The following is a 26,123-nucleotide window of genomic DNA, read 5'->3' as shown; positions in this document are numbered from 1 at the left end:
GATGGTGAAGCCGGTCTCGGATCGGGCGACGATGGTGGCGGCCATGGCGGTGGCTCCCGGAGTGTGAGGGGAGCCCCAGCATAGGCGGACGAACCGGCCCGATCTACATCATTCGTCGGTCACACCCTGCTAGAGTTCGCATAAATTGCATTATCAGACTGTTTCGCCGCGCCCCGGGACGACGGCCGCTCTCCGACCTCAGAAGCCGGGGCCCGGCGTCACGCTCTGGAGCAGGCGCTTCGGATCGCCCACGCCCTGGACCTGCCGATCGAGCGACGGCTCACCGGATCCGAGCGGGCGGGGACCAGCCCGGCCGGCCTCGTCGTCGCGCTGCCCCGGTTCGGAATTGGTGACCTCCGGGTCGGCGAGGCCCCGGTCGCTGGGGCCTTTCTTGTCATTACGATCGCGTTCTGCTCCCAGGGTCGCAGGCGAAGGGCCTTGTCCGGCGCGATCGATCGGCCAGGGGAAGTGACGGATGAGGTCGTAGTCGACCGGGACGACCTACAATCGACGTTCTGGTCCGCCGTGGCAGAGGACGCCAAGGGCATCGACCTGATTCAGAACACGATCTCCGTTCCCAAGACGTTGAGGACGGCCTCGACGGAGACGCCGATCCAGACGGTCGACCCCGACGGCTGGGGAATCTCCGACTCGACCGCCAGATTGCTTCTTGGAGAGACGGCGCTGGTCGTGGGGATCATGCTGCGAAGGCGTAGCGCATAGGGCCCCGCGTGACCTCGCGCTCCTCTCACATCGTTCGTTTCAGGCATCAGGCCATGATCGCATTCCTGGACGATCAGTCGATCGCCGAGCTGCTGGCCGTTATCGCGATCGACGCTCGGCCGGCATCTTGCACAGATCGGTTGATCAGAACGACGATCGATCCGACCGCGTTCGCGAGTCGTTTCGGAGCGATTGGGTTCATCCCCGATCCTGGCTGACGGCCGATCGGCCCCCGTTCCCGAGATCCGATCCGGGCCTGGTGGGCGATCCGGTGGCCGGCCGGTACGGCGGGGCAGTTCGGGGGATGGTCATCACAACCGTAGGTCCCATCTCGGGGCCCGTCACGATCGGCGGGTTTCGGGCACCGAAAGGGGGTGTCGTTGGCCGTCGCTCGGGGTGGCGTGCGCGAGGCCGGTTCGCGTGTCCCGAAACGCGTCCTAGGCTATCGGAGGATGGCCGCCCCTCCGACGGGCCCCAAAGGTGAGGAGATCGTCCCGCGATGACCGGCGCCATGGCGACAGAACGACTGACGAAACGCTACGTCGCCGCCCTGGGCGTCTTCTCGCTGCTCGCGCTGCTCTTCGGCACGCTGCTGACCGTCGAGCTGGACCGGCGAGAGCGGGACGCCCGCGTCATCAACGTGGCGGGAAGGCAGCGGATGCTCAGCCAGAAGCTGTGCAAGGCCGCCTGGGCCGCCTCGAGCGCGGTCGAGGACGCCCGGCTCCTCGACAACCTTGACGAGCTGGGGTACACCGCCGCCGAGTGGGAGTCCGCGCATGCCGGCCTCCGCCGAGGAGACCCCGCGCGGGGACTGCCCGGCAACAATTCCCCGGAAGTCGAGCGACTTTTCCGTGAACTCGAGCCGGATCATCGGGCCATGCTCGGGGCGGCGCGGCGCCTGGTCGCCGCCGGGCGTCGGGTCCCGCCGGATCGTCGGGAGATGACGCGGGCCGTGGGCACCCTCATGTCCCACGAGGGCGCATTCCTTCGGACGATGGACACGATCGTCGGCCGCTATGATCGTGAAGCCCGCACGAGCCTGGCTCGGATCCAGCAATCCGAGTGGGCCGTCTCGATCTCCTTCCTGATCGTGTAGCTCCTCGCGGGACTCTTCGTGTTCCGCCCGGCGGTCCACGAGGTGAAGACGGCGATCGAGGCCCTGGAGCACTCCAACCCGGAGCTCCGCTGCTCGACGGGAGTCGAGCTTCTCAACGAGCAATTGCGGCGCGAGGTCGCCGATCGCTGCCGGATCGAACATGAGCTCCGCGAGGTGCAGGGCGAGCTGGAGGAACGGGTTCGCCAGAGGACCGAGGAGCTGTCGGAGGTCGCCGCGACGCTCCGCCAGAGCGAGGAGCGATTCCGGGGAGCCTTCGAAGCCTCGGCCATCGGCATGGCCCTGGTCGGGCCGGACGGCCGATTCATCCGGGTCAATCGATGCCTCTGTGAGATCCTCGGCTATACCGAGTCGGAGCTGCTGGCGACCGACTTCCAGCAAATCACCCACCCCGAGGACCTGGACAAGGATCTCGAGCTGGTCCGCCAGGCGCTCGCCGGGGAGACCGTGGGCTATCGGCTGGAGAAGCGTTACCTCCACAAGGAAGGGCACGTCATCTGGATCGTCCAGAGCGTTTCGCTGGTCCGCGACGCTCGCGGGCATCCTCTTCATTTCGTCGAGATGGTCGAGGACATCACGCCAGGGAAGCGGGCCGAGGACGCGCTAATCGAAGCGACGATGCTTCGAGACGCAGTTCTTTCCAGCGCCAACTTCTCGATCATCGCCACGGACGAATTGGGGACCATGCTCATCTTCAACGCCACCGCCGAGCGATGGCTCGGCTATTCGGCGGAGGAGATGGTCGGACGGCAGACGCCCGAGTTGATCCACGACCGATCCGAGGTGGCCCGACGGGCCGAGGAGCTGTCCCGGGAGCTGGGCCGGGAGGTCGAGCCGGGCTTCGAGGCCTTCGTCGCCAAGGCGAGGGGCGGCGAGGTCGACGAGGGGGAATGGACCTCCGTCCGCAGAGACGGCTCAGGGTTCCCGGTCCGACTCTCGATCACCTCCCTCCGAGATCCCGGAGGAGGATCACCGGTTTTCTTGGCATCGCCTGAGATATCACCGAGGAGAAGGCGGCTCGGGAGGGGCTCCGGCGTGCCCAGGAGGAATTGGAGTCCCGCGTCGCCCAGCGGACCGAGGAACTCGCCCGGGCCAATGAGCGGCTCCGGGAGGGGGAGCGGGCCCTTCGCCAGCTGGCTGACGCCATGCCCCAGATCGTCTGGGCGGCCCGCCCCGACGGCTACATCGACTACTACAACGACCGCTGGTACGAGTTCACCGGCTGCGACCGCTCCTCAGGAGGGGACGAGAGCTGGAAGCCGATCCTGCACCCCGACGACCTGCTGCCCTGTCTCGACGCCTGGTATGGGTCCGTGGCCAGCGGCGAGCCGTATGAGATCCAGTACCGCTTCCGAGATCGCCGGACCGGCCAGTATCGCTGGCATCTCGGCAGGGCGCTTCCCGTGCGGGACGAGTCGGGCCGGATCATCCGATGGTCCGGCACCTCCACCGACATCGATGATCTCAGGCGGGTCGAGGAGGATCGCCGGTACCTGGCGACGATCGTCGAGTCCTCCGGGGACGCGATCGTGAGCAAGGGACGAGACGGGGTCATCAGGAGTTGGAATGGCGGCGCCGAGCGGCTGTTCGGCTACTCGGCGGCCGAGGCGATCGGCCAGTCGGCCGCGCTCCTCTGCCCGGGAGTTGGCGAGGAAGGCATTCTGGATCAGGTGGGAGATGGCGAGCGGATCGACCACTTCGAGTCGGTGCGACGCACCAAGGACGGTCGGCTGATCGACGTGTCCCTGACCATGTCGCCGATCGTGGACCGCGGCGGGGTCGTCGTCGGAATCTCCGAGATCGCCCGAGACATCACCGAGCGGAAGGAGGCCGAGGCGGCGATCCGACGCCTGAATGCCGACCTCGAAGATCGGGTGGCCATCCGCACGGCGGAGCTGGAGAGGGCCAAGGAGGCGGCCGAGGCGGCGAGCCGGGCCAAGGGCGAATTCCTGGCCAACGTCAGCCACGAGATCCGGACGCCCATGAACACGGTCATCGGCCTGACCGCCCTGGTTCTGGACACCCCCCTGAACCCCCGTCAGCGGGAGGATCTCGAGATGATCCGATCCGCGGCCGAATCGCTCATGGCCCTCATCGAGGACTTGCTCGACTTCTCCCGGATCGAGTCTCGCCGGTTCCAGCTCGACCCGACCCCCTTCGGGCTCCGGCGGCTCCTCGGGGAGACGATGAACCTGCTCGCCATCCGTGCCCACGCCAAAGGGCTCGAGATCAGCCTCCGGATCCGGCCCGACGTGCCGGACGCCCTGACCGGCGACCCGGCGAGGCTCCGCCAGGTCCTGATCAACCTCGTGGGCAACGCGATCAAGTTCACCGCTCACGGGGAGGTCCTCGTCGAGGTCGAGGCGGGCCCTCGCCTGAACGACAGGACCGAGCTGATCTTCCACGTGAAGGACAGCGGCATCGGGATCCCCGCGGACAAGAGGGCGTCGATCTTTCAGCCCTTCGTCCAGGCGGACGGCTCGACGACTCGGCTCTACGGGGGAACGGGGCTGGGCCTGGCGATCTCCTCGCAGCTGGTCGAGCTGATGGGCGGCCGGATCTGGGTCGAGAGCGAGCCCGGACGCGGCAGCACGTTCCACTTCACCGCGAGTTTCGCAAGCGACGTGGAGGCCCGCAGACGCCGGGATCGCGACCCGGGAGCGTTGCGGGGGCTCCGAACGCTGGTCGTGGACGACAACCCGACGAACCGCCGCATCCTCGAGGCGATGCTCTCGGGCTGGGGAATGGAAGTCACCCTGGCCGATGGGGCCCGGGAGGCCTTCGCCGCCATCGACTCCGCCAGGCACTTCGACCTGATCATCCTCGACGTCCCCTGCACGTATGATGAGCGTTACTTCGAGACGCTGACCACCGCCAACCACTCCATCCTGATCGGCGAACAGACCCTCTCCTCGGTCCGCGCCCTGAAGCTCGTCCACGAGTCGCTCGAGGGGGCTCGAGGAGGCAGCGAGCCCCACGTGATCGCCATCAATCGCTACGACCCAAAGAACTCGGTCTTCTCGGTGGGGCGTCTCCTCGGCCCCATCGGCGTCCCCTCGCTGTCGACCATCGCCTGCGACGTCGCCGCCGCCTCGGCCGCACTGCACAAGGGATGTCCCGTCCGGCTCGTGGCCCCACGATCCCCGCTCGTGGCGGACGTCGCCTCCATCGTTTGAGGGCTGCTCGCGCCGGAAGCGCCGGCGAGCCCCACCCCTCCGGGATCGTCGGGCGGTTCCGACGCGCGTTCACCCACTGACGAGGCAACACGATGATCACATCTCAGCAAACGATCCGGCTGCTCCACGTCGAGGATGACGGGATGCAGCGTGCCCTCGTCCGGCACCACCTCGCGGCCATCGACGAACTCCAGTTCGACATCCGCTACGCCGAATCCGAGGAGGACGCGCTCGAGCTCTTCGAGCAGGGAGGGGCGGACCTGGTCGTCCTCGACTACCAGCTTCGGCGCGGCAACGGACTGAGTTGCCTGAGGGCCCTCCGGCTCAGCGACCCGATCGTCCCCGTCATCGCCGTCTCCGGGGTCGCGACCCCCGAAATCGCCTCGGAGCTCCTGCAGGCCGGGGCGGATGACTATATCAGCAAGGAAGAGTTGACGAGCAGCCTCCTCGTCGCGAGCATGCGAACGTCCCTGATCCGGGCCTCCGCTTGCCGGCAGCGAATCTCCCGGCGCCGATCGAGTGCCAACGGGTGCTTGTGCAACAACGGAGGGCGAGACGGCGTTTCAGGAGGCTCCTTCACCCGAGGGCCCGGCGACGCATGATCGATGCGACACGTTCGGCATCCGGCTGCAACAGGGGAACCACGCCGAACCAGGCCGCTGTTTCCTTCGGGCGCGACCCTCTTCCCGCTCCTCCGGACGTTGTTTCCCGGCAGGGAGTGATGACGGAGGAATATAAAATTCATTTAATTCTTGCTATATTTATCGACAGGATCGGGCGTCCAGGTCATGGCCGGATCGACTGAGGGCCTCGGATTATCTCCTCGTCACTCCTCGACATCGAGGGCGTCCTGCCAGCGGCTGAGCGCGCCACCGGCCCCAATCGGGAGCCCAAGGCCCTCTACATCCCCGGCTCTCCTCGCCAACGCTTCTCGGAACGATGTCTCTTTGCGCTCCGCTCTCGGCCGGCCTCGGCGCCGCGGCCTATCACCGGAGGGCGGAAGCCCGCCAGGAAGCCATCGGCGTGCTGGCCCGGTTCGAGGAGGATCTTGACCAGGCTCGGGTCTCCCTGAACAGCTCGGGCGTCGACGCCGGACTCCGACGCGAGGGCGAGGCCGCCTGCCTTGCCGCCCTGGAGCGATACGACGCCCTCGGGGAAGGGTCCTGGACCGACTCGGGCCCGGCCCGGCTCCTGACCTCCTCGGAGCGCCGCCACCTCGCCGAGGCGATGGGGGAGGCGTTCTGGATGCTGGCTCGGGCCCGCTGGCTCGACGCCTCGGACGCCCCCGACCGGGAGTCCGTCGAAGCGACCGTGCGAGAGGCCCTTCGGCTGAACCTCCTGGCCGAGGACTGCTACGACAAGGGAGCGGTCCCGGCCTCGCTCTGGTCGCAGCGGGCCGAGCTCGTCGGCTGGCTCGGCGACGACCGGGAGGCAAGACGCTGGCGCAAGAGGGCCGCGGAGACGCCCCCCCGGACGGCCCGGGACCTGTACCTGCTGGCGACCGACCTGGCCGTCGCGGGCCGCTTCGCCGACGCGCTCGCGAAGCTGGAAACCGCCACCCGGGCCAACCCCCAGCTCTACTGGGCCTGGTTCCTCCGGGGGATCTGCCACGACCGGCTCGGCCAGGACGCCGAGGCCCTGGCGAGCTATCAGGCCTGCGTCGCCCTGCGTCCCGAGGTGGCCCGGGCCTCCTTCAACTGAGGGCTGGTGCACCTGCGGCGAGGCGATGCCCGGGCCGCCCTGGCCGACTTCGACGAGGCGGCCCGAGGGTTGCCCGGACGGCCCGAGCCGAAGATCGACCGGGCCCTGGCCCTGCACCAGCTCGGGCGCCCGGCCGAGGCGATCGCCAGCCTCGAAGCGGCCGAGACGCTCGGGGCCTCCCCGGCCCGAGTCGCCTTCATGAAGGCCCGCATCCGGCTCGAGTCGGGCGACCTCGAGGGGGCCCGCCGCGACCGGGACGAGGGCATGAGACACCGTCCCGAGGACGCTCCCGGCTGGGTCGCCCGAGGCCTGGCCCGAGTCGACTCGGATCCCCAGGAGGCCCTGGAGGACTTCCGGGAGGCCCTCCGGCAAGACCCCCGTTACCTGCCGGCGCTCCAGAACATCGCCCATACCCTGGCGATCCTGCCGGGACGGACCTCGGAGGCAATCGCCGCGCTCGATCGACTCCTGGAGCTGTATCCCGACTCCGTCCCGGCCCTCGGCCGCCGGGGCATCCTGCTGGCCCGGCTCGGTCGGCGGGCCGAGGCGATCCGGGACGCCGAGGAGGCTCTCCGACTCGACCCCTCCCCAGCGACCCGGTACCAGGTGGCGGGCATCTTCGCCCGGAACTCCGAGGCCTCGCCCAACGACCTGCCGGAGGCGCTTCGGCTGCTGGAATCGGCCCTCCGGGCCGGCGTGGGCTGGGAGCGAATCGACAACGACCAGGATCTAGACCCAATCCGGGACCACCCCGCATTCCTCGAACTGGTCCGAGCCGCCCGGGCCTTCGACAAGGCCCCGGCGGGTGTGCGGGAGGAGGACAACCCGAGATGATCACGACGAAGCCGGCCGAGAGCAGCACCGAATCCCCGTCGGAGGCCGACCCGCTCGCCAATCCCCCCGAGACAGCGTCTCCCCGCCTGGATCAGGCCTGGGACATCCTCGACCGGTTCGCCCTGGCCTTGCAGGCCGAGTCCCTCACGGCCGGGCAGATCCGCCTGGGCCTGGAGGCGGTCCGCGAGAGCCTGAGGGCGGACCTCGTCTACTGGGATCCGGGCAAGGGCCCCGAGGGAATGCAGCTGGCCGGCCCGGCGGACCTCACCGCCGACTGGTGCCGCGCGCTGACCAGGAGGATCGCCGACCGGGCCGGCCCCGGCTGGGAGGAGGGCCGGCTCTGCTGCGAGCCCCCCGACATGGGGGCCGACCATCACCATCACCATTCCCATCGCCGCCCCGGCCACGCGGCCCTGCTCCGGGTCAGCCGGTCGATGTCCAGCTGGCTGGTCGCCGTGAACTTCTCCCCCGGGCCGGGCCTTCGATGAGCCCGACCTGAAGGTCATGGGCATGGCCCGTCGCCTCCTGCTCAACCACCGAAACAATCTCCACGTCTACAAGCAGCTCCGCGAAACGCTGCTGGGGCTGGTCCGCTGCCTGACCGCCGCCATCGACGCCAAGGACCCCCACACCTGCGGCCACAGCGAGCGGGTCGCCCGGATCGCTCAGCGGCTCGGCAATCAGATGGGGCTGCCCGAGCCGTCCCTCAGCGACCTGTACCTGGCCGGCCTGCTCCACGACATCGGCAAGATCGGCGTCCGAGACACCGTCCTGCTCAAGCCCGGCCCCCTGACCGAGGAGGAGTTCCGGCACGTCCAGCGGCACGCCATCATCGGCGACCAGATCATCTCCAGCGTCCCGCAGCTCGAGCGGCTACGGCCGGGCATCCGCGGCCACCACGAACGCTACGACGGCCGGGGCTACCCCGACGGGCTGGCCGGGCTCGACATCCCGCTCATGGCCCGGATCCTGGCCGTCGCCGACTCCTGCGACGCCATGATGTCCGACCGTCCCTATCGCCCCGGCATGCCCCCCGATCGCATCGACCGGATCATGGCCGAAGGGGCCGGCAAGCAGTGGGACCCGTCCATCATCGACCACTTCCGAGCCTGCGCCCGGGAACTCTACCCGATCTGCCAGCGCGGCCTCGGAGAGTCGGTCGCAGCGGCCATCGACCTGGCCCTGGATTCCGACCCGTTCACCTCGTCCATCCCCGCCAACCTGAGCCGAGGTTGAGCCCGTCGCCCCCAAGGACCGCCGGGGCCGGAGGCAACCCATGAGAATTCGCCGTCCCGCCGAAGATCGGACCCCACCCCGGGTCGAGCCCCTCGAACGACGGGAGGCACCGGCAACCTGGGGATACCCCTGGCCCAGCCCGGATAGCCTGACCATCAGCTTCGTGCCCGACGGCACCCGGGTCGGTGCATACTCCAGCGACCTGCAGGCGAAGGCCTCGGATACCTTCGGGGAAGACTGGAGGCAGAAGATCATCCGGGCCTTCCAGTCCTGGACCTCCCACACCGGGCTGAACCTGATCGTCACCGGAGACGACGGCTCTCCCCTGGGAACGACTGGCCTGCTGCAGGGCTCCAGGAGGTTCGGTGACATCCGGGTGGCCGCCCACCCGATGTCCCCGGAAGTCCTCGGCATCTCGATCCCCTTCGATCCCGCGGCCGGCACCTGGTCCGGCGACGTGATCCTCAACAGCGCCTACGCCGGTCTGACGATCGACGGCGAGCCGGTCGACCTCTACTCGATCATGGTGCACGAGGCCGGCAACATCCTCGGCCTGCCCGACAACCTGGACACCTCCTCGGTCCGCTACGCCTTCTATCAGGGGGAGAGCGCCGGCCCCTCCGAGGCGGACATCGCGGCCTTGCAGCAGCTCTACGGCGAGCGCGGCCTCGACGAACTGGAATCGCTCGACGGCCCGATCCCGATCCCATTCAATGCCGGGCGAACCCAGGCGACGATCACCGACGATCTGAGCGCGGCGGACATCGACCGCTTCCGCTTCACCGTGCCCGACGACGCCCCGGGGCCGCTGACCGTCCGGCTGCGGACGACCGGCCTGAGCACGCTGACGGCCCGCATGATCCTCCGGGATGCCGACGGCCGGATCCTGGGGACCGACGCCTCGGTCGACCCCCTGGACGGCAACCTGGAAATCCTCGTGGCCGACCTCCAGCCCGGCGGCGACTACCGCCTGGAGGTCCAGGGGGCGACGGGCTCCGTGACCGACGTCGGCCGCTTCGCCCCGATCGTCGACGTCGCCGGCGGGTCGGGAGACGGCCTCGACTCCTCCTACTTCGAGGGCATGGGCTTCTTCGACCTGCTCCCCTTCTTCAGCGATGGCGCGGCGGCACTCGATCCTGAGGCGATCCGGCTCTTCATGAGGATGGTCTTCCCGGCGCCCGACGGCACGACGCCCGAGGCCTCCGACTCCACCAAGCAGGTCGTCGCCGCCTCCCTCGCGGAGAGGGCCGGCCAACCGATCGACAGCGCCGCCATCGGCAAACTCTTCGCCCGGCTGGTGACTGGCCCCGCGCAGTTCCGCCTGGAACCGGGGTCTCCCGGCGGCGTCTTCGCCGAGCTCATCCGCCAGGGCGCCCTGCCCGCGATGATCCGGGGCCTGGACCTGACCCAGGTGATGAAGCCGATGGTCCGGTCCATGATCGAGTCCGGGCAGCTCGACGAGCTGCTCACCGAGTTCCTGAGCTCCGAGCACGGCAACGGGGTCCTCGACCACCTCATCCGGTCCGGGGCCCTGGAAGAGTTCCTCAAGGGGCTGATGCATCCCCAGTCCGGCGGCGCGGCCTCGGAAGGAGCCAAGCTCTTCGGCCGGCTGCTCTCGTCGGCGACCTCGCAGCTCGATCTCGGTCAGTTCGAATTGGGAATCGTCCAAGACCTCTTCGGTTGGTTTGTCGACGAGGGCAACCTGGAGCGGGTCTTCCGGTCTGCGATCGCCTCGGGCTCCCTGGAGCAGATTTTCGAAACCCTGGAGGCCGCCGGCATTCTCGACCGCATCGGGCAGGGCTTCGGAACCACCTTCAGCGCGGCGGACTCGGATCCGGCGAGCCCGCTGGCGGGGCTGGCCGTCCTGATCGGGCAGATGCCGACAAACGCCCGGTCCATGACCGCCCTGACCGAAGCCCTGCTGGACTCCGGCCAGTTTCGCGAGGTGATCAACGCGATGCTGCGATCGGGTGCCCTCGACGAGGCACTCGATTTCCTGGGAGCATCCGAGGTGATCGGTGGTCAGATCGGAGGGCTGCTGGATCCGGAAGGGATCAACGACTTCGTCTCAGGGCTCCTGGATTCGGGGAAAAATCAAGGGCCTGCTCGAGATCCTCCAGGGGTCGGGCCTGTTCTGCGAGATTGTCCAGCAGTTCATCGGGTCCGAGGCCTTCGCCGACGAGATGCGATTTATGCTCGAATCGGGATCGATGGATCGGATGCTGGATATCTTCCTCGGGTTGGATGGTATCGATACCCTCCTCGAGGGGTTCTGGACGAGCCCTTCGGCAATCGGCCTGGTCAACCTGCTTCTCTCCGGCCCGCCGAGCATCCGGGGCCGTCTCTCGACCGCCAAGGCCGCCACCCGGGGCAACCACTTCCGGGGAGGCCCCCGGCCGGATGCGGGACCGATGCCCCGTCGGGTCCTGATCCTCGCCGCCCGACCGGCCTCGATGGCCCGGGCCGCGATCGGAGACTACCTCCAGGCCGAGCAGGTCCGGGTCGGCCAGGCCGACCCAACGGACTGGCGAGACGGCCTGGCCAAGGCCCCCGACCTGATCCTGCTGGAGCATCGGCCCCCCGCGATCGACGGGCTCGGGTTCCTGCCCGAGGTCCTCGCGACCACCGAGCCGGCCGGCATCCCCGTCCTGGTCTTCTCGGGCCCCGACCACGCCGCCGAGGCCTCGACGGCGCTGGGCCTGGGAGCGTCCGACGTCCTGCCGCCGAACCCGTCCGCCGCCGAGTTCTGGCCCCGGGTCAGTGCCGCGATCCGCCTCCGCGATCGGCTCAGGGACCTGGTGGACCAATCCTCGATGGATGGCCTGACCCGGCTCTCCAACCGCCTCGCCTTCGAGGCCCGCCTGCGGAAGGAATGGGCCGGCCTTTTCCCGAACGCGTCTCCCCTGAGCCTGCTGATGATCGACATCGACCGCTTCAAGCGGATCAACGACTCGAAGGGCCACCTTCTCGGCGACGAGGTCCTCAGGATGAGGAATCCCGAGCGGTCGATCCGACGACGGGGATGATCCCTGCCGACCGGGCCGGCCCTCATGCGGAACACGTCGTCCTCGACCTCCGGCCCGGCCTCACGTCCCGGGCCGAGGTCGCCCTCCTCGGCCTCCTGCTCTTCGACGACTCCGAAGGCTCCCCGGATCGGGGGAACTCCGCTTCGGTCGGCGTCGGGATCAGCCGGGGCCGGCGACGATCTTCTCCAACGCCGCTGCCGCCTGCGCTCGGACCTCGGCGCTGGGGTCGGCTTGGAGGAGGTCGAGGGCGTCGGCCGCCTCCCGGGCGGCGGGGCCGGCGGCGGCGAGGAACCGGATCGCCAGCAGGCGGACCGCCTCCTCCTCATGCCCCAGCAGGGCGACCAGCTCGGGGATCGACGACGGGTCCGGTCCCGACCGCTCGAACCGACGGAGCGACCGCTCGACCGACCGGCGGTCCTCCTCCCGGGAGGCCGACCGGATCAGGTCGGGAACCAGCAGCACGCCGTCGGCCCCCAGCCGCTGGACCGCCCGGCGGGCGGCCGATCGGACCTCGGGCACCTCGTCCTCCATCGCCTTCGCCAGCAGAGGACGGACGGCGGCTCCCCCGACTCCCAGGCTTCCCAGGGCGACGGCCACCTCCTCCCGGACCGAAGGGGAAGGATCGGCCACCAGCGGGGAGAGGCGGTCGAAGGCCGAGGCTCCCGACGGTCCCAGCTCGGCGAGGGTGCGGGCCGCCACCGCCCGGGATTGCTCCTCGGGGTCGTCCAGCAGCTCGACCAGCGCGGGCACGGCCTCGGAGGCGGCCGGGCCGAGGCTCGCGATCAGGCCGGCCGCCGCCAGCCGGACGTCCGGATCCGGGTCCGACAGCGCCCCGATGGCGGCCGGCAAGGCTCCCCGGCTCGACGGGCCAAGCGACCGCAGGGCGTCGATCGCCGACCGACGCACCCGGGCGTCCTCATCCTCGACCCGGCCCGCCAGGTCGGCCGCCAGCCTCTCGTCCCGGGAAGCGATCCGAACCAGGATCGCCAGGGCCTCGAGCCGAATGTCGGCCGAGTCGTCCCGGAGCAGGGTTCGGACGGCCGGCACGGCGTCTCGGGCCCTCGGGCCGAGCGCCCCGATCGCGGAGAGGAAGGCCGAGCGAACCTCGGGGTCCTCGTCTCCCAGGCCGGCCGCCAGCCTCGGGACCGTCCCCGGCGCCGGGGGACGGATCCGGCCGAGCGCCAGGGCCGCCCCGCGACGAACCCGAGGGCGGGGATCCTCGACCGCCTCGGCCAGCAGCCCGGCGGCCGGCCGGCCGATCCCGGCGAGGGCCTCGGCGATCGGGGAGACCGGCCCCCTGCCCTCCCCGAGGGCCTCCAGCAGCATCGGGGCCGCCTCCGGACCGAGCAACTGCATCACGAAGGAGGCGTGGCGGACCACCCCTTCTTGATCCGAGTCGAGCCGCCTCCGAAGCGTCGGCAACATCCCCGGCACCAGCTCTCGGCGCTCGAACAGCAGGTTGACCGCTTCCAGGCGAACGCGCTCGTCCTCATCGCCGAGGGCCTCCTCGAGGATCGGCCGGAGCCGATCGCCCGGCAGGTCGAGCCCCGTCAGCGCCCTCAGGGCCGCTCCCCGGACCTCCGGGCTCGGATCCCCGGCCGCCTCGACCAGAGCCTCCCGGGCCCGATCTCCCGGCTCGGCCACCTTGCCGAGGGCCTCGATCGCCGACGACCGCCGACGCTCCTCCCCGGCCGAGGCCGCCTCGACGAGCGGCCCGACCGCCTCGGGGCCGATCGTCCCGAGCGCCTCCGAGGCCTCGGCCCGGATGCGGTCGCTCGGGTCGGCCAGCAGGGAAACCAGGTCGGGGATGGCCGCCGAGGCGGCCGGGCCGATCCGGCCCAGCGCCATCGCCGCCTCGGCCCGGACGTTCTCCCGGTTCGAGCCCAGCAGCCCGAGCAGGCTGTCGACCGACGGCGGGCCGATGGCCGCCAGGGCCAGCGCCGCCCGGTAGTCCTGGTGCGTTTCCTCCCGGCGACGGCCGCCCGAGTCGGTCTTCAGCGAGTGCACCAGCGCGGCGATGGCCGGCTCGGCGTCGGGACCCATCGCCGTCAGGGTGTCGAGGACGGCCAGGCGGACCTGACCGTCCGATTCTTCCATCAGGACCTCGATCATCGCCGGCAGCGCGGCCACCTGCACTGGCCGGGGGGAGGCGAAGAGCGCCTTGGCCGCGTCGCGACGGACGTCGACGTGGGCCTCCGAGTCGCGCAAGGCCGAGGCCAGCGCCGACGCCTGGCCCCTCCCCTGCCCCTCGTCCTCCTCCCGCGCCCGGGAGGACGTCGAGGAGAGAAGCACCCCGACCACGATCGCCGCTCGCATCAGGTCTCGCATCCGCTCGCCAGGCCTCCGCATCGTTGATCGTCGGGGAGCCGCCCCCGGCGATCCCGGGGGGAGTCCCGGGAGGCCGAGTCGGTCGCCCAGTCGCCCGAGACTCCCCGGCCTCCGGGCCGCCGCACACCGTTCCCGGCGGTCAACCGTCGGGAATCGGGCGTCAGACCGCCAGGCCGGGCAGCGGCTCGGTGCTGTCGCCGAAGCGGTCGACGGGGACGCCGGCCTGCTGGAGCATGGTCAGCAGCAGGTTCGACATCGGCGTCTCCTCCCGGTAGGCCAGATGCCGGCCCGTCCGGAGGGTACCCCCCCCCTTGCCCACGGTGATGACCGGCAGGTTCACGTGGTCGTGGCGGTCGCCGTCGCTGATGCCGCTGCCGTAGAGGATCATCGCGTTGTCCAGCAGCGTCGACCCGTCGGCCTCCTCGACCGCCATCATCCGCTCGACCATATAAGCGAGAATCGAAACGTGATAGCGGTCGATTTCCCGGAGCTTCCGGTGCTTCTCGGCGTCTCCGCCGTGGTGCGAGAGCTCGTGGTGGCCGTCGGTGAAGCCAAGCCAGGGGTAGTTGCGGTCGGTCGCCTCCTTGGTGACCATGAAGCTGGCCGCCCGGGTGCTGTCGGTCTGGAAGGCGAGGACCATCAGGTCGCACATCAGGCGGAGGTGCTCGTCGAAGTCCTCCGGGATGCCGGCGGGGCGCCCGAAGTCGGTGCCGGGAAGCTCGACGGCGGCGGAGGCGTCCTGGATCCGCCGCTCGACCTCCCGAACGCCGGTGAGGTACTGGTCCAGTTTGCGGCGATCTCCCGAGGAGATCCGCCCCCGGATGCGACGGGCGTCCTCCATCGCGAAGTCGAGGATGCTGCGGCGGTAGAAGTCGCGGTCGGCGACGGTCGAGCGGCTCGGGTCGGCGCCGCCGTCGGCGAACAGGCGGTCGAAGACGAGCTTCGGGTTGATCTCGTAGGGGGCCGGCGAGGTGGCCGTCCGCCAGGAGATGTGCGTCTTGTACGTGCCGCTGTAGCCGAAGGCGTTGCCCGATCGGGCCGACTCGCAGCCCAGCTCCAGGCTCGGCAGCCGGGTCTGCCGGCCGACATGCCGGGCGTAGAGCTGATCCGCCGAGATCCCCACGCGGACGTCATCCTGAGAGCGATACGCCTGGGCTCCGGTCAGGAAGCTGGCCGCCCCCTGGCCGTGGCCGCACCCCTCCTCGTCCCCGTTGACCAGCGCCGTGTTGTGGAGCAGCCCGTGGTAGCAGTTCAGCCAGTCCCGGGCGAACGACAGCGGCCGGAGCGTCTCGGGAAGGTCGATCAGCGGGCCGTCTCGGTCGGGGAACCAGCTCGGCAGATGCACGCCGTTGGGGACGTACCAGAAGCACATCCGGATCGGGGGACTCCCGGCCTTTTCCCCGGCCGCACCGCCGGCGAGGGCCGTCCCGGTCATGCTCTCCATCCAGGGCAGGGCGATGGCGGCCCCCAGGCCGCGAAGCACGGTCCTCCGGTCGATCCGATTCCGCATGGCGATCTCCCCGTGTCCTGGCGATGCGATCGAAACGCCCGAGTCCGGCCGGATCGAAGCGCCCCCCGAGGGGGCCGGGGCGGGCGGGTCGGGTCACGACTCCCCGGCGGTCCCCCGATGCTGGAAGGCCGGGCTCTCGACGATCCCCATCAGGATCGTCCGGAGCCGGTCGTCCTCCCCGGTCAGACGGCTCCGGATCTCCTCGACCGTCGGGTAGTCCTCCGGCCCCAGGGAGCGGCCGAGGGCGTAGGTCATCAGGTTCTCGATGAGCGTCCGGCGGAACTTCTTGGCCGAGGTCTCGACCAGGGCCCGCTTCAGTCCTTCGGCGTCGTCGAAGGCGATCCCGCCCGGCAATTCCCCCGAGGGGTCGATCGGAATGCCGGCGTCCTCGTCCCGCCATCGGCCGATCGCGTCGAAGTTCTCCAGGGCGAAGCCGAGCGGGTCCATCTGGCTGTGGCACGAGGCGCAATCGGGATTCGACCGGTGCCGCTCCAGCCGCTCCCGGAGCGAGGCCGACGCGGCGGCCTCCTCCCCTTCGTCCAGGTCCGGCACCCCGGGGGGAGGAGGAGGAGGAGGCGTGCCGAGGATCTGCTGCAAGATCCACTGCCCCCGCTTCACCGGGGACGTCCGGTTTGGGTTCGAGGTCAGCGTCAGGACGCTCGCCTGCGTCAGCAGCCCGCCGCGGGGACGGCCCTCCAGCGAAACTCGGCGGAATTCCTCTCCCGAGACGCCGACGATCCCGTAGTGCTCGGCCAGGGCCTGATTGAGGAACGTGTCGTCCGAGTCGAGCAGATCGAGCAGGGGGCGATCGTTCCGCAACACGTCGGCGAAGAACCGCTCGGTCTCCTCCCGCATCGCGGCCTTCAACGAGTCGTCGAACCCGGGGAAGAGGGCGCCGTCCCGGGCCACGCTGTCGAGCTTGCGCAGCTGGAGCCACTGGCCGACGAAGTTCGACACGAAGGCGTCGGACTTCGGGTCCCTCAGCATCCGGTCGACCTGCGCTCGAAGGTGCTCCCGAAGGGTCCCGGCTCGGGCCTCCCGGAAGAGTTCCGCATCGGGCATGCTGCTCCAGAGGAAGTACGACAGGCGGCTGGCCAACTCGAAGTCGTTGAGCGGCCGGTCCCCCGGAGCCTCCTCCGGCTCGACCAGGTAGAGGAAGCGGGGAGAGACGAGGACCCCGGTCAGAGCGATCTGCACGGCTCGCTCGAAGCTCTCCCCCCGGTCGTGAGCCAGGAGGAAGACGTCGAGGATCTCCTCGACCTCCTCCGCCGTCGCCGGGCGCCGGAAGGCCCGGTCGGCGAACCGGGAGATCACCTCCCGGGCGGCCTCGATCCTCCCCTCGTCGCCGGGGCCCGGTTCTCGGACGACGATCCGGAGGTGGGACTCCGGCAGCCCTTCGGGCCGGGTCGGGACGGGGCCTCGAACGACCATCGAGTCGACGTGCAGGCCCCGGTCGTCTCCGTAGCGCTGGTCGCCGCCGGCCAGGGCGGTGACGGCCTCGGTCCCCAGGACGTCCGACTCCGACTGCCCCGGGGCGAGCGCGACGATCACCGAGTCGTCCCCCTCGGCGACGGTCAGCCAGTAGCGATAGACCACCGTCTCGTCCTGCACCCGCACCGCCTCGACCGTCCGGCGGTCGGAGCCGAAGCCGATGACCAGCCGGGGGGGAGGCACCGACTCGGCCACCCGGACCCGCACCAGGCTGAATTCGGCCAGGTATCGGCCGGGTTTCAGGGTGTGCTCGAACTCGACCGAGCCGTCGATCGGCAGCGGATACGTCCTCAGGCCGATCAGCTCCGCCGGGGCCATCCCCTCCACGTCGGGGCACACGATCGCGGCGGCCATCGCCCGCTCGGCGGCATCGAGGTACTTCTCCACGTGGATCGGCGAGACGTTCAGGGCCGATCCCACGTTGTCGAAGCCGAAGCCGATCTCGTCGGCCGGGAAGGCGTCCGAGAGCTTCAGGTCGAGGCCGAGCAGGTCCCGGATCGTGTTGTCGTACTCCTGGCGGTTGAGCCTCCGCATCACGACCGGGGGAGGAGGGGAGGCGCCGGCCCGGGAGAGGAGCACGTCGCGCTCGATCCAGGAGACGATCGCCTCCAGCTCCTCCACCGTCGGCTGAGGCTCGTCGGCCGGGGGCATGATCCTCCCCTCGACCGCGTCGAGCACCCGGAGCCAGGTCTTGCCGTCCCGGGAGGCGGCCCCGCCGTCGTCGAAGCGGTCGAGCACGACCCCCGCCTCCGCGTACACCTCGGCGTGGCAGTCGATGCAGTACTGTTCCAGGAGCGGGAGGATCCGCTCCCGGAACGCATCGGGATTGGAGGCGTCCGAGCGGGGGACGATGCCGAGGGTGATCGTGCTCAAGAGAATGAGAGCAAGTGTCCGGCTCGGGAGGAGCCGTCGATTCCCGTCGCGGAACTCCATCGAACAAGGCCCTCGGGGTCAGGGTCGGGGTCGGGTCGTTCGGCGATTTCGGGACGGATCTCGATTCCCCCAATGTGGCATCCTCGACGCCCGATGTCGAGCCCCCAGGCGGCGCTCTGGTCATCTGGAGGAGGATTTCCGGGACCACCGGGTCCGATCGACCCGGAACGGCCCGGCATCTGCTAGACTTCTTGGAGATCGCGCCGATTCCGGCCGTCCCGAACCAAGTCTGACACCGCGACGCACACGGCCGTGCGAGCCCTGCCTTCCGACACCGACCCGCCCGAGGATGCCGGGGGTCGGTGAGGGGCATTGAATCGTGGCGACCTTCGGCTCCCGAATCCGTCCCCTGGTGCGCCTGGCCCTGCTGGCGGCGGTCGCCTCGGCCCTCGCCCCGAGACCGTCCCCCGGGCCGGCCGCCTCGGGGACCGATCGTCGCCGCGACCCCTCGGCCTCGGCTCGGGAGCGACCGGAGGATGGGAACGGGGGAGGCGGGCCGACTTCAGCGGGCTCCTCCCTGCTCGACGAGGCTCCCCCGGAGGTTCTTGCCTTCCTCTCCCGGGTGCTGGAGCGCCTTCCCGAGCCGGGGGAGATCGACGACGACCGCTTCGACTCCTGGACCGAGCCCGGCAGTCCGACCCGGGCGGCGATGGGGATCAAGCCGGTCCCTGGTCTCGACCCCGACGCGCTGATCAGCCGGGTGCTCGACGTCGACGGCTACACGGGCCCGATCGCTTTCGTCGAGGCCAGCCGGTCGCTGCCGCCCTCGGGAGACGCTCCCGGCCCCCCCGGTTCGGTGCGATTCTACCAGCGGATCCAGATCCCGGGGATCGCCCGGGTGCAACAGAAGGCGGTGCTGCTGGACCTCGGCACCGTCCGGGGCTACCGGGTCGCCTGCTGGTCGCTGTTGCCGGAGGAGACCTCGGCGCTCAACCCCAAGGAGGGGGCCCGAGCCTCCTCCAACGTGGGAGCCTGGCTGGCGGCTCCAGGAGTGGTCGGCTACGCCCTGCACTCCTGGCCTCGCCGGGAGGACGTCAACGCCCTCCAGTGGCTCTCGCTGACAGCCGGCTCCGACGCCATGGCCCGGTCGATCGTCGAGACCACGATCGACGGCATGGCCCGTTGGGCCCGAGAGCCGGGACCGGCTCCGCATCCGGGGCCCGGCCCGGAATGACACCCCGGCTCAATCCGGGTCGGAGGCGCGGACGACGGTACAGGATCGGCGGGGGAGAGCGGCGCGAGGGAAGGCCGGAGGTCCGGTCGAATCGAGTCGCCGACTCAATCCCGGACGGCTCGTCGGCCCGGCTCGGGCAGGGGGGCGGCGGCGATGGTGCGGAGCAGGTTCTCGTACCGCCCGGCCTTCCGCAGCAGGAGGCGGATCTGGAGACGGGACGGGACCGGCCGGGAGGCCTCCGGTCGGCTCGGGGAGTCCATCGAGGAGACGCGGCGATCGAGCGAGGGCGGAGCGATCATCTCGGCGAATCCTTCCGGGTGTGGGTGGGGCGGGGTGTCCCTCATCCCGCCAACCTCCTGGTTGCGCGTCGAGGGGGAGGCCGGCCACGAATTCCAGCCGAATCGCCAGAATCGCCACGACCTCGACCGCCTCTTCAGGCGATGATTCTGATGCAATCGTCGCGCCGAGACCGGGTGGACTTCTCCTCGCCGACCTGTCACCTTCGAGGAGCCGTCCCGGTCCCCCGATCGGTCCCATCCCCGGAGGCGAAGATGAGACGCCCCCCCCTGCCCTTCGGCCTGCTCGCGGCCCTGGCCCTCGCGCCCGGCCCCCTCGGGCTCCGGGCCCAGGACGAGGAGCCTCGGCGAGAGATCCGCTTCGGCGAGGACCTCCGAGACTTCCCCAACCCCGAGCGAGGGTTCTACGCCCCCCGGATGAGCGACCGGATGGACCGGCTCGACGATCTCCGGGAGCGCACCATCACCCTGCTGCTGATCGAGATCGATCTGCGAGACTTCAAGGACCGCGACCTCTCCCCCGAACGGCTCGACGAGGTCCGAGCCGCCTTCGACGCCTGCCGGTCCCACGGCCTCAAGGCGATCGTCCGGGCGGCCTACGGCTTCACCGGGAGGGACTACGACGCCGACCCCGAGGACATGGACCGCATCCTCGGCCACATCCGGCAGCTCGGCGAGGTGTTCCGGGAGCATCGGGACGTGCTCTTCGCCATCCAGGCCGGCTTCCTCGGCCCCTGGGGAGAGTGGCACGGGTCGAACTGGGGGGACCCGCCCTCCCTGGAGGCCCGGCGGGCGGTCCTCTTCGGGCTGCTCGACGAGGTGCCGGCTCCGATCCCCGTCCAGATCCGCCGCCCCATGTTCATCCGGGATCTCTTCGCCGAGGAGCCCGGCGGCTCCTGTCTGGCGGAGGGGGACGCCTACGGCGGCTCCCGGCTCTCCCGGACCGGCTGGCACGACGACGCCCTGCTGAGCCTGCCCACCGACATGGGCACCTTCGCCGAGCCGGGCTGGGATCGAGAGCGGGAGCTGCGCTGGTGCGACCACCACGGCCGCTTCACTCCGTTCGGGGGAGAGACGGTCCCTTCCTCGGCCAACACCCCGATCGAGCAGGTCGTCCGGGAGCTGGAGCGGTTCCACGCCTGCTACCTGAACAGCGCCTATCACCGGGGAACGCTCCGGGGCTGGGCCGAGGCCGAGTACGCCGGCGAGCCGGGGCTTGACCACATCTCCCGGAGGCTCGGCTACCGGTTCCAGGCGGATCGGCTCCTCCTGCCCTGGTCCTCGGCTCCCGGGGGGACGCTGCCGGTGGAGCTGGAGCTCCGGAACGTCGGCTTCGCCTCCCCCCACCTGCCCCGGGAGGTCGCCTTCGAGCTCTCCCGGGGGGACCGGGTCGTCCGGGTCGTCCTCGACGACGAGGACCCTCGCCGCTGGGACCCCGAGGCCGGCACGATCACCCTGAGCGCCTCCCTGCCGATCCCCGACGACTCCCCTTCCGGCGACTGGCAGCTCTCCCTGGTCCTGGCCGATCCGTCCCCTCGCCTCCGGGACGACCCTCGCTTCGCGATCCGGCTGGCCGGCGAGGGGCTCGTCTTCGACGAAGAAGGCGGCCGGAACATCCTGGCCGAGGGCGTGGCGATCCGGGAGGACTGATCGCCCCGCCGGGCGTCGGGCCTCCGCTCCTGAAGGGAGACCGCATGGACCGGGCTCAGATGATCGATCGCCTGTCGGACCCGGCCGGGCGATGGGACGTGCTCGTGATCGGGGGAGGGGCGACCGGACTCGGGGTCGCGGTCGACTCGGCGGCGAGGGGCTACCGGACGGCGCTGGTCGAGCGGCTCGACTTCGGCCAGGGGACCTCCAGCCGGTCGACGAAGCTGGTCCACGGCGGCGTCCGCTACCTCCGGCAGGGGAACGTCTTCCTGGTGGTCGAGGCCCTCCGGGAGCGGGCCACCCTGCTCCGGCTGGCGCCGCACCTGGTCTCCCCGCTCCGGTTCGTGGTGCCGAGCTACTCCTGGTGGGAGGGGCCGTACTACGGCGCCGGGCTGAAGGCCTACGACCTGCTGGCCGGCCGTCGGGGTCTGGAGCCGTCCCGGTGGCTCTCGGCGAGGGAGGCGGCCGAGGCGCTGCCGACGATCCGGACGGAGGGGCTCCGGGGAGGCGTGCGGTACGTCGACGGCCTGTTCGACGACGCCCGGTTGCTGGTGGCCCTGGCCCGGACCGCGGCCGGGCTCGGGGCGACGGTGGTCAACTACGTCCGGGTCGACCGGCTGCTCAAGGGGGAGGGCGGCCGGGTCGAGGGGGTGGCCGCGACCGACGTCGAGGCCTCCCGAGCGCTGACCATCCGGGCGAAGGTCGTGGTCAACGCCACCGGGCCGTTCAGCGACGACCTCCGCCGGGAGGACGACCCCGGCTCCCGGCCGATCATCTCCCCGAGCCGGGGATCGCACGTCGTCCTCCCCCGACGGTTCCTCCCCGGGGACTCGGCGCTGATGATCCCCAGGACCCCGGACGGCCGGGTCCTGTTCGCGATCCCCTGGCACGACCGGGTGGTCTTGGGGACGACCGACTCTCCGGTCGACTTGGTACCGATCGAGCCGAGGCCGACCGCTCGGGAGGTGGACTTCCTGTTGGAGACGGCTGCCGGATACCTGGCGGAGCCCCCCGCGCTCGGGGACGTGAGGAGCTGCTTCGCCGGCATCCGGCCGCTGGTCCGATCCGGCGAGGGGAGGAACACGGCACGCCTGTCCCGGGACCATCACCTGGAGGTGTCCCCCTCGGGCCTGGTGACGATCTGCGGCGGAAAATGGACGACCTACCGGAAGATGGCCGAGGTCGCCGTGAGCCGGGCCGCCGAGGTCGCCGGGCTTCCCCGACTCCCCTGCCCGACCGCCGACCTGCCGATCCAGGGCCATCGGGAGGGAACCCCGGCCGACGACCCGATGGCGGTCTACGGCTCGGACGCCGAGGCCGTCGTGAGCCTCTCCCGAGAGCGCCCGGGCCTGGCCGATCGGCTCCACCCGGCGTTGCCCATCATCGGGGCCGAGGTGGCCTGGGCCGCCCGTCGGGAGATGGCCCGAACCGTCGAGGACGTGCTCTGCCGGAGGACCCGAGCCGCGTTCCTCGACGCCGAGGCCGCCGAGGAGATGGCCCCGGCCGTCGCCTCGCTGCTGGCGGCCGAGCTGGGCAGGGACCCCTCCTGGGAGGAGGAGCAGGTGGCCGGCTTCCGCCAGGCGGCCTCGGCCTACCGCCCCGACCGGGCCTAACCCCCCGGTCCCCTCCCGATCCGGAGCGATCAGGCGGCCTCGCCGGTGCCGTCGGGATCCCGGCCCCGGTCGCGCTCCTGCTCCTGGGCGAGCTTCAAGGCGCGGCGGAGCGCCTGGGAGAGCCCGATGGACGTCGCCTTCCGCCAGCGGACGGTCACGCTGACGCCGTCCCCCAGGTCGATCGTGACCGGGTCCGGCTTCGGCGAGGGGGCCGGACGCCGGGCCTTGATCGACTGGATGACCTGGCCGACCTCGGAGCGGTTGAGCCCCTCGGAGACGACCGCCCGGGCGACCTCGGCCTGCTGCGAGGGGTCGGGCAGCTTGCCGATCTCGTAGGCGACCGAAGGGGCGAGCGCCCCGGAATCCACCTGCTCCTGCACCGGCTCGGGAAGCTCCAACAGCGCCAGGGCCCGCACCACCGAGGCCTGACCGATGTGCAGCTCCTCGGCCAACTGGCGGCCGGACCAGCCGTTGGCGTCCATCAGCGCCCGGTAGGCTCGGGCCTGCTCGACCGGCTTGAGGTCCTCGCGCAGGGCGTTCTCGACGAGCTGGACCATCAGCCGCTCGTCGGCGTCGAGCGGAGCGTCGTGGACGATGCAGGACAGGGCCGGCAGGCCGGCAAGCCGGGCGGCCCGCCACCGGCGCTCTCCCACCAGCACCACGTACCGCTGACTCCCCTCGTCCCAGCGGACCCGGATCGGCTGGAGCTGGCCCCGGGTCTTGAGCGAGTCGGCCAGGCGGCGCAGCGCCTCCTCGTCGAACTCCTTACGCGGCTGGTCGGGGTCGTTGGTGATCCGGTCGACCGGGATCAGCGCGGCGTCCTTCGGCTTGGTCACCCCTTGCCATCGGGCCGGAGGACCGGAGGCCGCCCCCCCCTGCTCCGCCGAAGATTGCCGATCCGCCCCCATCGACTCCCGGACGTTGCCGCCCGCCGACCTTCGGAGGGTTTCCAGCTTGCTGCCCATCTCAGGCCGCCTCCTCTCGGGAATCGACCCGCGACCTCTCCAGGCGGTCGAGGATCTCCAACGCCAGCGCCTTGATCGCCTTCGAAGCCGCGCCCCTCGGCTTGTGGTGCGTGACCGGCTTGCGGTGGGCGACCGCCTCGGGGAAGTCGGCGGCGGCCGGAACGATCGCCTCCAGCACCTCGGCGCCGTAGTCGGCCCGCAGCGACTCCATGTACAGCTGGTGGATCGCCCGGCGGGGCTGGGCCATCGTGATCAAGTAGCCGAGCAGCCGGAGCGAGGGATTCACGGTGGATCGGACCCGAACCATCGACCGCCGCACCGCCGCCAGCCCCTGCGCCCCGTAGTCCTCCGGCTGCACCGGGATCAGCGCGTGAGAGGCGGACGCCAGGGCGCACCACGAACAGAGATGCAGGTTCGGCGGGCAGTCGATCAGGACGACGTCGTAGGAGTCTCCCGCCTCGGCCAGGAACTCTCGGAGGGCGACCTGATCGGGCCAGGGAGCCTCCTCAGGCACCGGGCGGTTGTGGCGATCGGTGTGGATCGAGCCGGGAACCAGGTCCATGCCGTCGATCCCGCTGGGACGGACAAGCCGGCCGGGGACCGCCTCTCCCGAGTAGACCGCGGCAATTGTCTCCTCGATCGGCAGCGCCTCGGCCGCCGCCGGCCCGAGCAAACCCTGCGACAGACTGCTCTGCGGGTCGTTGTCCACCAGGAGGACCCGGCGCCCGAGCAGGGCGAGGGCCCCTCCCAGGTTGTGCGTGGTCGAGGTCTTGCCGACCCCTCCCTTCATGTTCAGCAAGGCGATCACGTCCACGGCTCAGGCTCCCTCCCTCCCGGGGCTTCGGTTCCTCGGCTTGGTATCGACCGGGCGATTGGGATCGGATCAGCGATTCACCCCCCCCCGTCTCCCAGGGCCGATCCACCGTGGATCGCCCCGGACCCCGGTTCACCCCTCGGCCCCGGATCACCCCCCGGGGGGAGGCTCCGCCCCGGATCGCCGGACTCCCCGGGACGGCCGTCGGTTGCCCGGGGATCGGCAACGCCTCAGCCCGAGCACCCGACGACGGCCGGAAACGGCCCCGGCGATCGCGACGGCGAGGCGATCCACGGTGGATCGGCCCCGAGGGGAGAAGGCTCGGGGGAAGGGGGCTCGAGCGGAGGACTCCCGGGAGGGACGGCGGAGGACGTCGGCGAGCGACCGAGGCCGATGCTCGGTGAATCGCCGGGGGTCGGAATCGGATCGGTGCGCGGATCGTCTCGGCGGGATCGGGCCGGGAGATCGGGCCGCAACCCCTGTCCGGGCCAATCCCTTCGACGACGACCGGCCGGGCGGGAGGCCGCCGAAATGGGTTCGCTCCGTCGCGAACCCTCGGCCGGGAGACGGGGGGAATCGGCCGGGTCGGGATCGGAGCCGGCAGGGCGGCCGGAAGGGACGCCGAGAGTGGAGGGGGAAAGGGTCCGCCCTCCCGACCCGGCCGGGGAGAAGACGGCCGAGGGACGGGAGGGGACCACCCGATCGGTCCCCGGCGCAGGAGCCGGGAACCGCGTCGGGGACTCCCGGAATCCCGGAGGAGTCGGGCAGGAGAGCGGCGCCGGGGAGGGGGACGGCGGCGATCCGGGCCCCGGAGGAGGATCGGCCTCCCCGGCCGTCGAAGCCAGCCCGAGCTGCCGATTCCGTCCCGAAGCCGGCGACCGGGGAGGAGAGGCCCCGGGGTCGGGGAACCCGGCGTCGGGGAGAACTCGGGCTTGGGAGACGGCCGAGGAGGGGGGAGGCGCGGTCCCGTCCTCCCCGGCTCTCGAAGGCTCACCGCCCTCGGAGGATCGGCCCGGAGCAGGGGGGGGAAGGACCGGGAGAGGCCCCGGCTCGACGGCCGGGTCGGCCGGAGTCGAGGAAGGAGGGGAAGCGCCGGCCTCGTCGGGGGAGGCCGGCGGCGGCGGATCGGACCCGAGGGGGATCGATCGCGTCGAGCAGTCGGGAGGAGAAGGGCAGGGGGGGGCGTCGGGATCGGTCGGAGGAGCGGGGGGAAGCTCGGCCGGGGAGAAGCCGGGGGGGGAGGGGTCGGAATCGACCTCCCGCCACCAGCCTCCTCCGACAGGGATGCGGGGGGGGCCTCCGATCTGGGAGGCTTCCCTGGCGATGGCCAGCAGCTCCCGGCGTCGTCGGTCTCGGAGGTTGAGGAACAGTCGGATCGCGGCGTTGCAGGAGCGGTCGGCGTCTCGGTGGTAGCGATGGCGGAGCTGGCCCTCGGGGGAGACGTCGGCCGAGCAGGAGAGGCGGGCGACGGCAAGGCGTTCGGGATCGTCGTCGAGGAGGTCGAGTTCGTCTCGGATCGCCTCCAGGCGAGCCACCTGG

General features: G+C 70.9%; 19 protein-coding genes and 2 pseudogenes. 14 read left to right on the top strand and 7 right to left on the bottom strand.

The features are described from left to right. Positions 1-468: 468 nt before the first annotated feature. From TsocGM_RS23710 to TsocGM_RS28020, 10 genes and pseudogenes are all read left to right on the top strand, one after another. Positions 469-723 (top strand): hypothetical protein, encoded by a 255-nt coding sequence (locus tag TsocGM_RS23710; protein ID WP_126727943.1) that lies wholly within the window; start codon positions 469-471, stop codon positions 721-723. A gap of 511 nt (positions 724-1,234) precedes the next feature. Continuing rightward, positions 1,235-1,819 (top strand): type IV pili methyl-accepting chemotaxis transducer N-terminal domain-containing protein, encoded by a 585-nt coding sequence (locus TsocGM_RS23705; protein ID WP_158633737.1) that lies wholly within the window; start codon positions 1,235-1,237, stop codon positions 1,817-1,819. Between the two features lie 18 nt (positions 1,820-1,837). Next, positions 1,838-2,797: pseudogene (locus TsocGM_RS28025) on the top strand (PAS domain S-box protein); the annotation flags it as partial. Between the two features lie 89 nt (positions 2,798-2,886). Further along, positions 2,887-5,013, top strand: a complete 2,127-nt coding sequence (locus tag TsocGM_RS27405) for a PAS domain S-box protein (protein WP_233579151.1) — start codon at positions 2,887-2,889, stop codon at positions 5,011-5,013. A gap of 92 nt (positions 5,014-5,105) precedes the next feature. Beyond that, complete coding sequence (locus TsocGM_RS23690; protein WP_126727939.1) at positions 5,106-5,615, top strand: response regulator; 510 nt, start codon at positions 5,106-5,108, stop codon at positions 5,613-5,615. A gap of 337 nt (positions 5,616-5,952) precedes the next feature. Continuing rightward, on the top strand, positions 5,953-6,714 hold the full coding sequence (locus tag TsocGM_RS23685) for a tetratricopeptide repeat protein (RefSeq protein WP_126727938.1): 762 nt from the start codon (positions 5,953-5,955) through the stop codon (positions 6,712-6,714). Between the two features lie 6 nt (positions 6,715-6,720). Beyond that, a complete protein-coding gene (locus TsocGM_RS23680) occupies positions 6,721-7,548 on the top strand; it encodes a tetratricopeptide repeat protein (RefSeq protein ID WP_126727937.1) in 828 nt (275 codons plus the stop codon). Continuing rightward, on the top strand, positions 7,545-8,036 hold the full coding sequence (locus tag TsocGM_RS26325) for a hypothetical protein (protein WP_158633735.1): 492 nt from the start codon (positions 7,545-7,547) through the stop codon (positions 8,034-8,036). The genes TsocGM_RS23680 and TsocGM_RS26325 overlap by 4 nt, the downstream gene beginning before the upstream one ends. Before the next feature lie 22 nt (positions 8,037-8,058). Further along, positions 8,059-8,784, top strand: a complete 726-nt coding sequence (locus tag TsocGM_RS23670; protein ID WP_158633734.1) for an HD-GYP domain-containing protein — start codon at positions 8,059-8,061, stop codon at positions 8,782-8,784. A 40-nt stretch (positions 8,785-8,824) separates the two neighbouring features. Further along, positions 8,825-9,430, top strand: a pseudogene (locus TsocGM_RS28020) (matrixin family metalloprotease); the annotation flags it as partial. Between the two features lie 422 nt (positions 9,431-9,852). Here TsocGM_RS28020 and TsocGM_RS23660 read toward each other — a convergent pair. Next, positions 9,853-10,254, bottom strand: a complete 402-nt coding sequence (locus TsocGM_RS23660; RefSeq protein WP_158633733.1) for a hypothetical protein — start codon at positions 10,252-10,254, stop codon at positions 9,853-9,855. A gap of 548 nt (positions 10,255-10,802) precedes the next feature. On the opposite strand from TsocGM_RS23660, the gene TsocGM_RS27825 reads away from it, so the two are divergent. Continuing rightward, positions 10,803-11,810: a GGDEF domain-containing response regulator gene (locus TsocGM_RS27825; protein WP_126727934.1), complete on the top strand. Its 1,008-nt coding sequence runs from the start codon at positions 10,803-10,805 to the stop codon at positions 11,808-11,810. 159 nt (positions 11,811-11,969) lie between these two features. On the opposite strand, the gene TsocGM_RS23650 is transcribed toward TsocGM_RS27825, so the two are convergent. The 3 genes from TsocGM_RS23650 to TsocGM_RS23640 all read right to left on the bottom strand — a co-directional run bounded on the left by TsocGM_RS23650 (position 11,970) and on the right by TsocGM_RS23640 (position 18,072). Continuing rightward, on the bottom strand, positions 11,970-14,138 hold the full coding sequence (locus TsocGM_RS23650) for a HEAT repeat domain-containing protein (protein WP_158633732.1): 2,169 nt from the start codon (positions 14,136-14,138) through the stop codon (positions 11,970-11,972). Between the two features lie 160 nt (positions 14,139-14,298). Further along, positions 14,299-15,648: a DUF1552 domain-containing protein gene (locus tag TsocGM_RS23645; RefSeq protein WP_126727932.1), complete on the bottom strand. Its 1,350-nt coding sequence runs from the start codon at positions 15,646-15,648 to the stop codon at positions 14,299-14,301. A 93-nt stretch (positions 15,649-15,741) separates the two neighbouring features. Beyond that, the gene (locus TsocGM_RS23640) at positions 15,742-18,072 is read right to left on the bottom strand and encodes a DUF1592 domain-containing protein (protein ID WP_126727931.1); all 2,331 of its coding nucleotides are present in this window, start codon (positions 18,070-18,072) and stop codon (positions 15,742-15,744) included. A gap of 319 nt (positions 18,073-18,391) precedes the next feature. On the opposite strand from TsocGM_RS23640, the gene TsocGM_RS23635 reads away from it, so the two are divergent. Next, complete coding sequence (locus TsocGM_RS23635) at positions 18,392-19,246, top strand: hypothetical protein (RefSeq protein ID WP_126727930.1); 855 nt, start codon at positions 18,392-18,394, stop codon at positions 19,244-19,246. 104 nt (positions 19,247-19,350) lie between these two features. On the opposite strand, the gene TsocGM_RS26320 is transcribed toward TsocGM_RS23635, so the two are convergent. After that, a complete protein-coding gene (locus TsocGM_RS26320; RefSeq protein WP_158633731.1) occupies positions 19,351-19,545 on the bottom strand; it encodes a hypothetical protein in 195 nt (64 codons plus the stop codon). A 252-nt stretch (positions 19,546-19,797) separates the two neighbouring features. Between TsocGM_RS26320 and TsocGM_RS23630 the strand changes: the two genes are divergently transcribed. Further along, positions 19,798-21,192 carry a DUF4832 domain-containing protein gene (locus TsocGM_RS23630; RefSeq protein WP_158633730.1) on the top strand — a complete coding sequence of 465 codons (1,395 nt, stop codon included), beginning with the start codon at positions 19,798-19,800 and terminating at the stop codon, positions 21,190-21,192. 44 nt (positions 21,193-21,236) lie between these two features. After that, entirely contained in the window at positions 21,237-22,805 is a 1,569-nt protein-coding gene (locus TsocGM_RS23625) for a glycerol-3-phosphate dehydrogenase/oxidase (RefSeq protein ID WP_126727928.1), read from the top strand. 29 nt (positions 22,806-22,834) lie between these two features. Here the strand turns inward: TsocGM_RS23625 and TsocGM_RS23620 are convergent, their stop codons facing one another. Continuing rightward, the gene (locus tag TsocGM_RS23620) at positions 22,835-23,770 is read right to left on the bottom strand and encodes a ParB/RepB/Spo0J family partition protein (protein WP_126727927.1); all 936 of its coding nucleotides are present in this window, start codon (positions 23,768-23,770) and stop codon (positions 22,835-22,837) included. 1 nt (position 23,771) lies between these two features. Continuing rightward, complete coding sequence (locus TsocGM_RS23615; RefSeq protein ID WP_126727926.1) at positions 23,772-24,584, bottom strand: ParA family protein; 813 nt, start codon at positions 24,582-24,584, stop codon at positions 23,772-23,774. Positions 24,585-26,123: the final 1,539 nt, after the last annotated feature.

This window comes from Tautonia sociabilis (genome assembly GCF_003977685.1).
In the GTDB taxonomy this organism is placed as follows: Bacteria; Planctomycetota; Planctomycetia; order Isosphaerales; family Isosphaeraceae; genus Tautonia; species Tautonia sociabilis.
This window is presented reverse-complemented; position numbering and strand designations above follow the sequence as displayed.

Excerpts from the sequence above, each read along its gene's own strand:
- TsocGM_RS23705 (WP_158633737.1), top strand. The coding sequence starts at position 1,235 with ATGGCGACAGAACGACTGACGAAACGCTACGTCGCCGCCCTGGGCGTC.
- TsocGM_RS23690 (WP_126727939.1), top strand. The coding sequence starts at position 5,106 with ATGATCACATCTCAGCAAACGATCCGGCTGCTCCACGTCGAGGATGAC.
- TsocGM_RS23685 (WP_126727938.1), top strand. The coding sequence starts at position 5,953 with ATGTCTCTTTGCGCTCCGCTCTCGGCCGGCCTCGGCGCCGCGGCCTAT.
- TsocGM_RS26325 (WP_158633735.1), top strand. The coding sequence starts at position 7,545 with ATGATCACGACGAAGCCGGCCGAGAGCAGCACCGAATCCCCGTCGGAG.
- TsocGM_RS23670 (WP_158633734.1), top strand. The coding sequence starts at position 8,059 with ATGGCCCGTCGCCTCCTGCTCAACCACCGAAACAATCTCCACGTCTAC.
- TsocGM_RS23650 (WP_158633732.1), bottom strand. The coding sequence starts at position 14,138 with ATGCGAGACCTGATGCGAGCGGCGATCGTGGTCGGGGTGCTTCTCTCC.
- TsocGM_RS23645 (WP_126727932.1), bottom strand. The coding sequence starts at position 15,648 with ATGCGGAATCGGATCGACCGGAGGACCGTGCTTCGCGGCCTGGGGGCC.
- TsocGM_RS23640 (WP_126727931.1), bottom strand. The coding sequence starts at position 18,072 with ATGGAGTTCCGCGACGGGAATCGACGGCTCCTCCCGAGCCGGACACTT.
- TsocGM_RS26320 (WP_158633731.1), bottom strand. The coding sequence starts at position 19,545 with ATGATCGCTCCGCCCTCGCTCGATCGCCGCGTCTCCTCGATGGACTCC.
- TsocGM_RS23630 (WP_158633730.1), top strand. The coding sequence starts at position 19,798 with ATGAGACGCCCCCCCCTGCCCTTCGGCCTGCTCGCGGCCCTGGCCCTC.
- TsocGM_RS23625 (WP_126727928.1), top strand. The coding sequence starts at position 21,237 with ATGGACCGGGCTCAGATGATCGATCGCCTGTCGGACCCGGCCGGGCGA.
- TsocGM_RS23620 (WP_126727927.1), bottom strand. The coding sequence starts at position 23,770 with ATGGGCAGCAAGCTGGAAACCCTCCGAAGGTCGGCGGGCGGCAACGTC.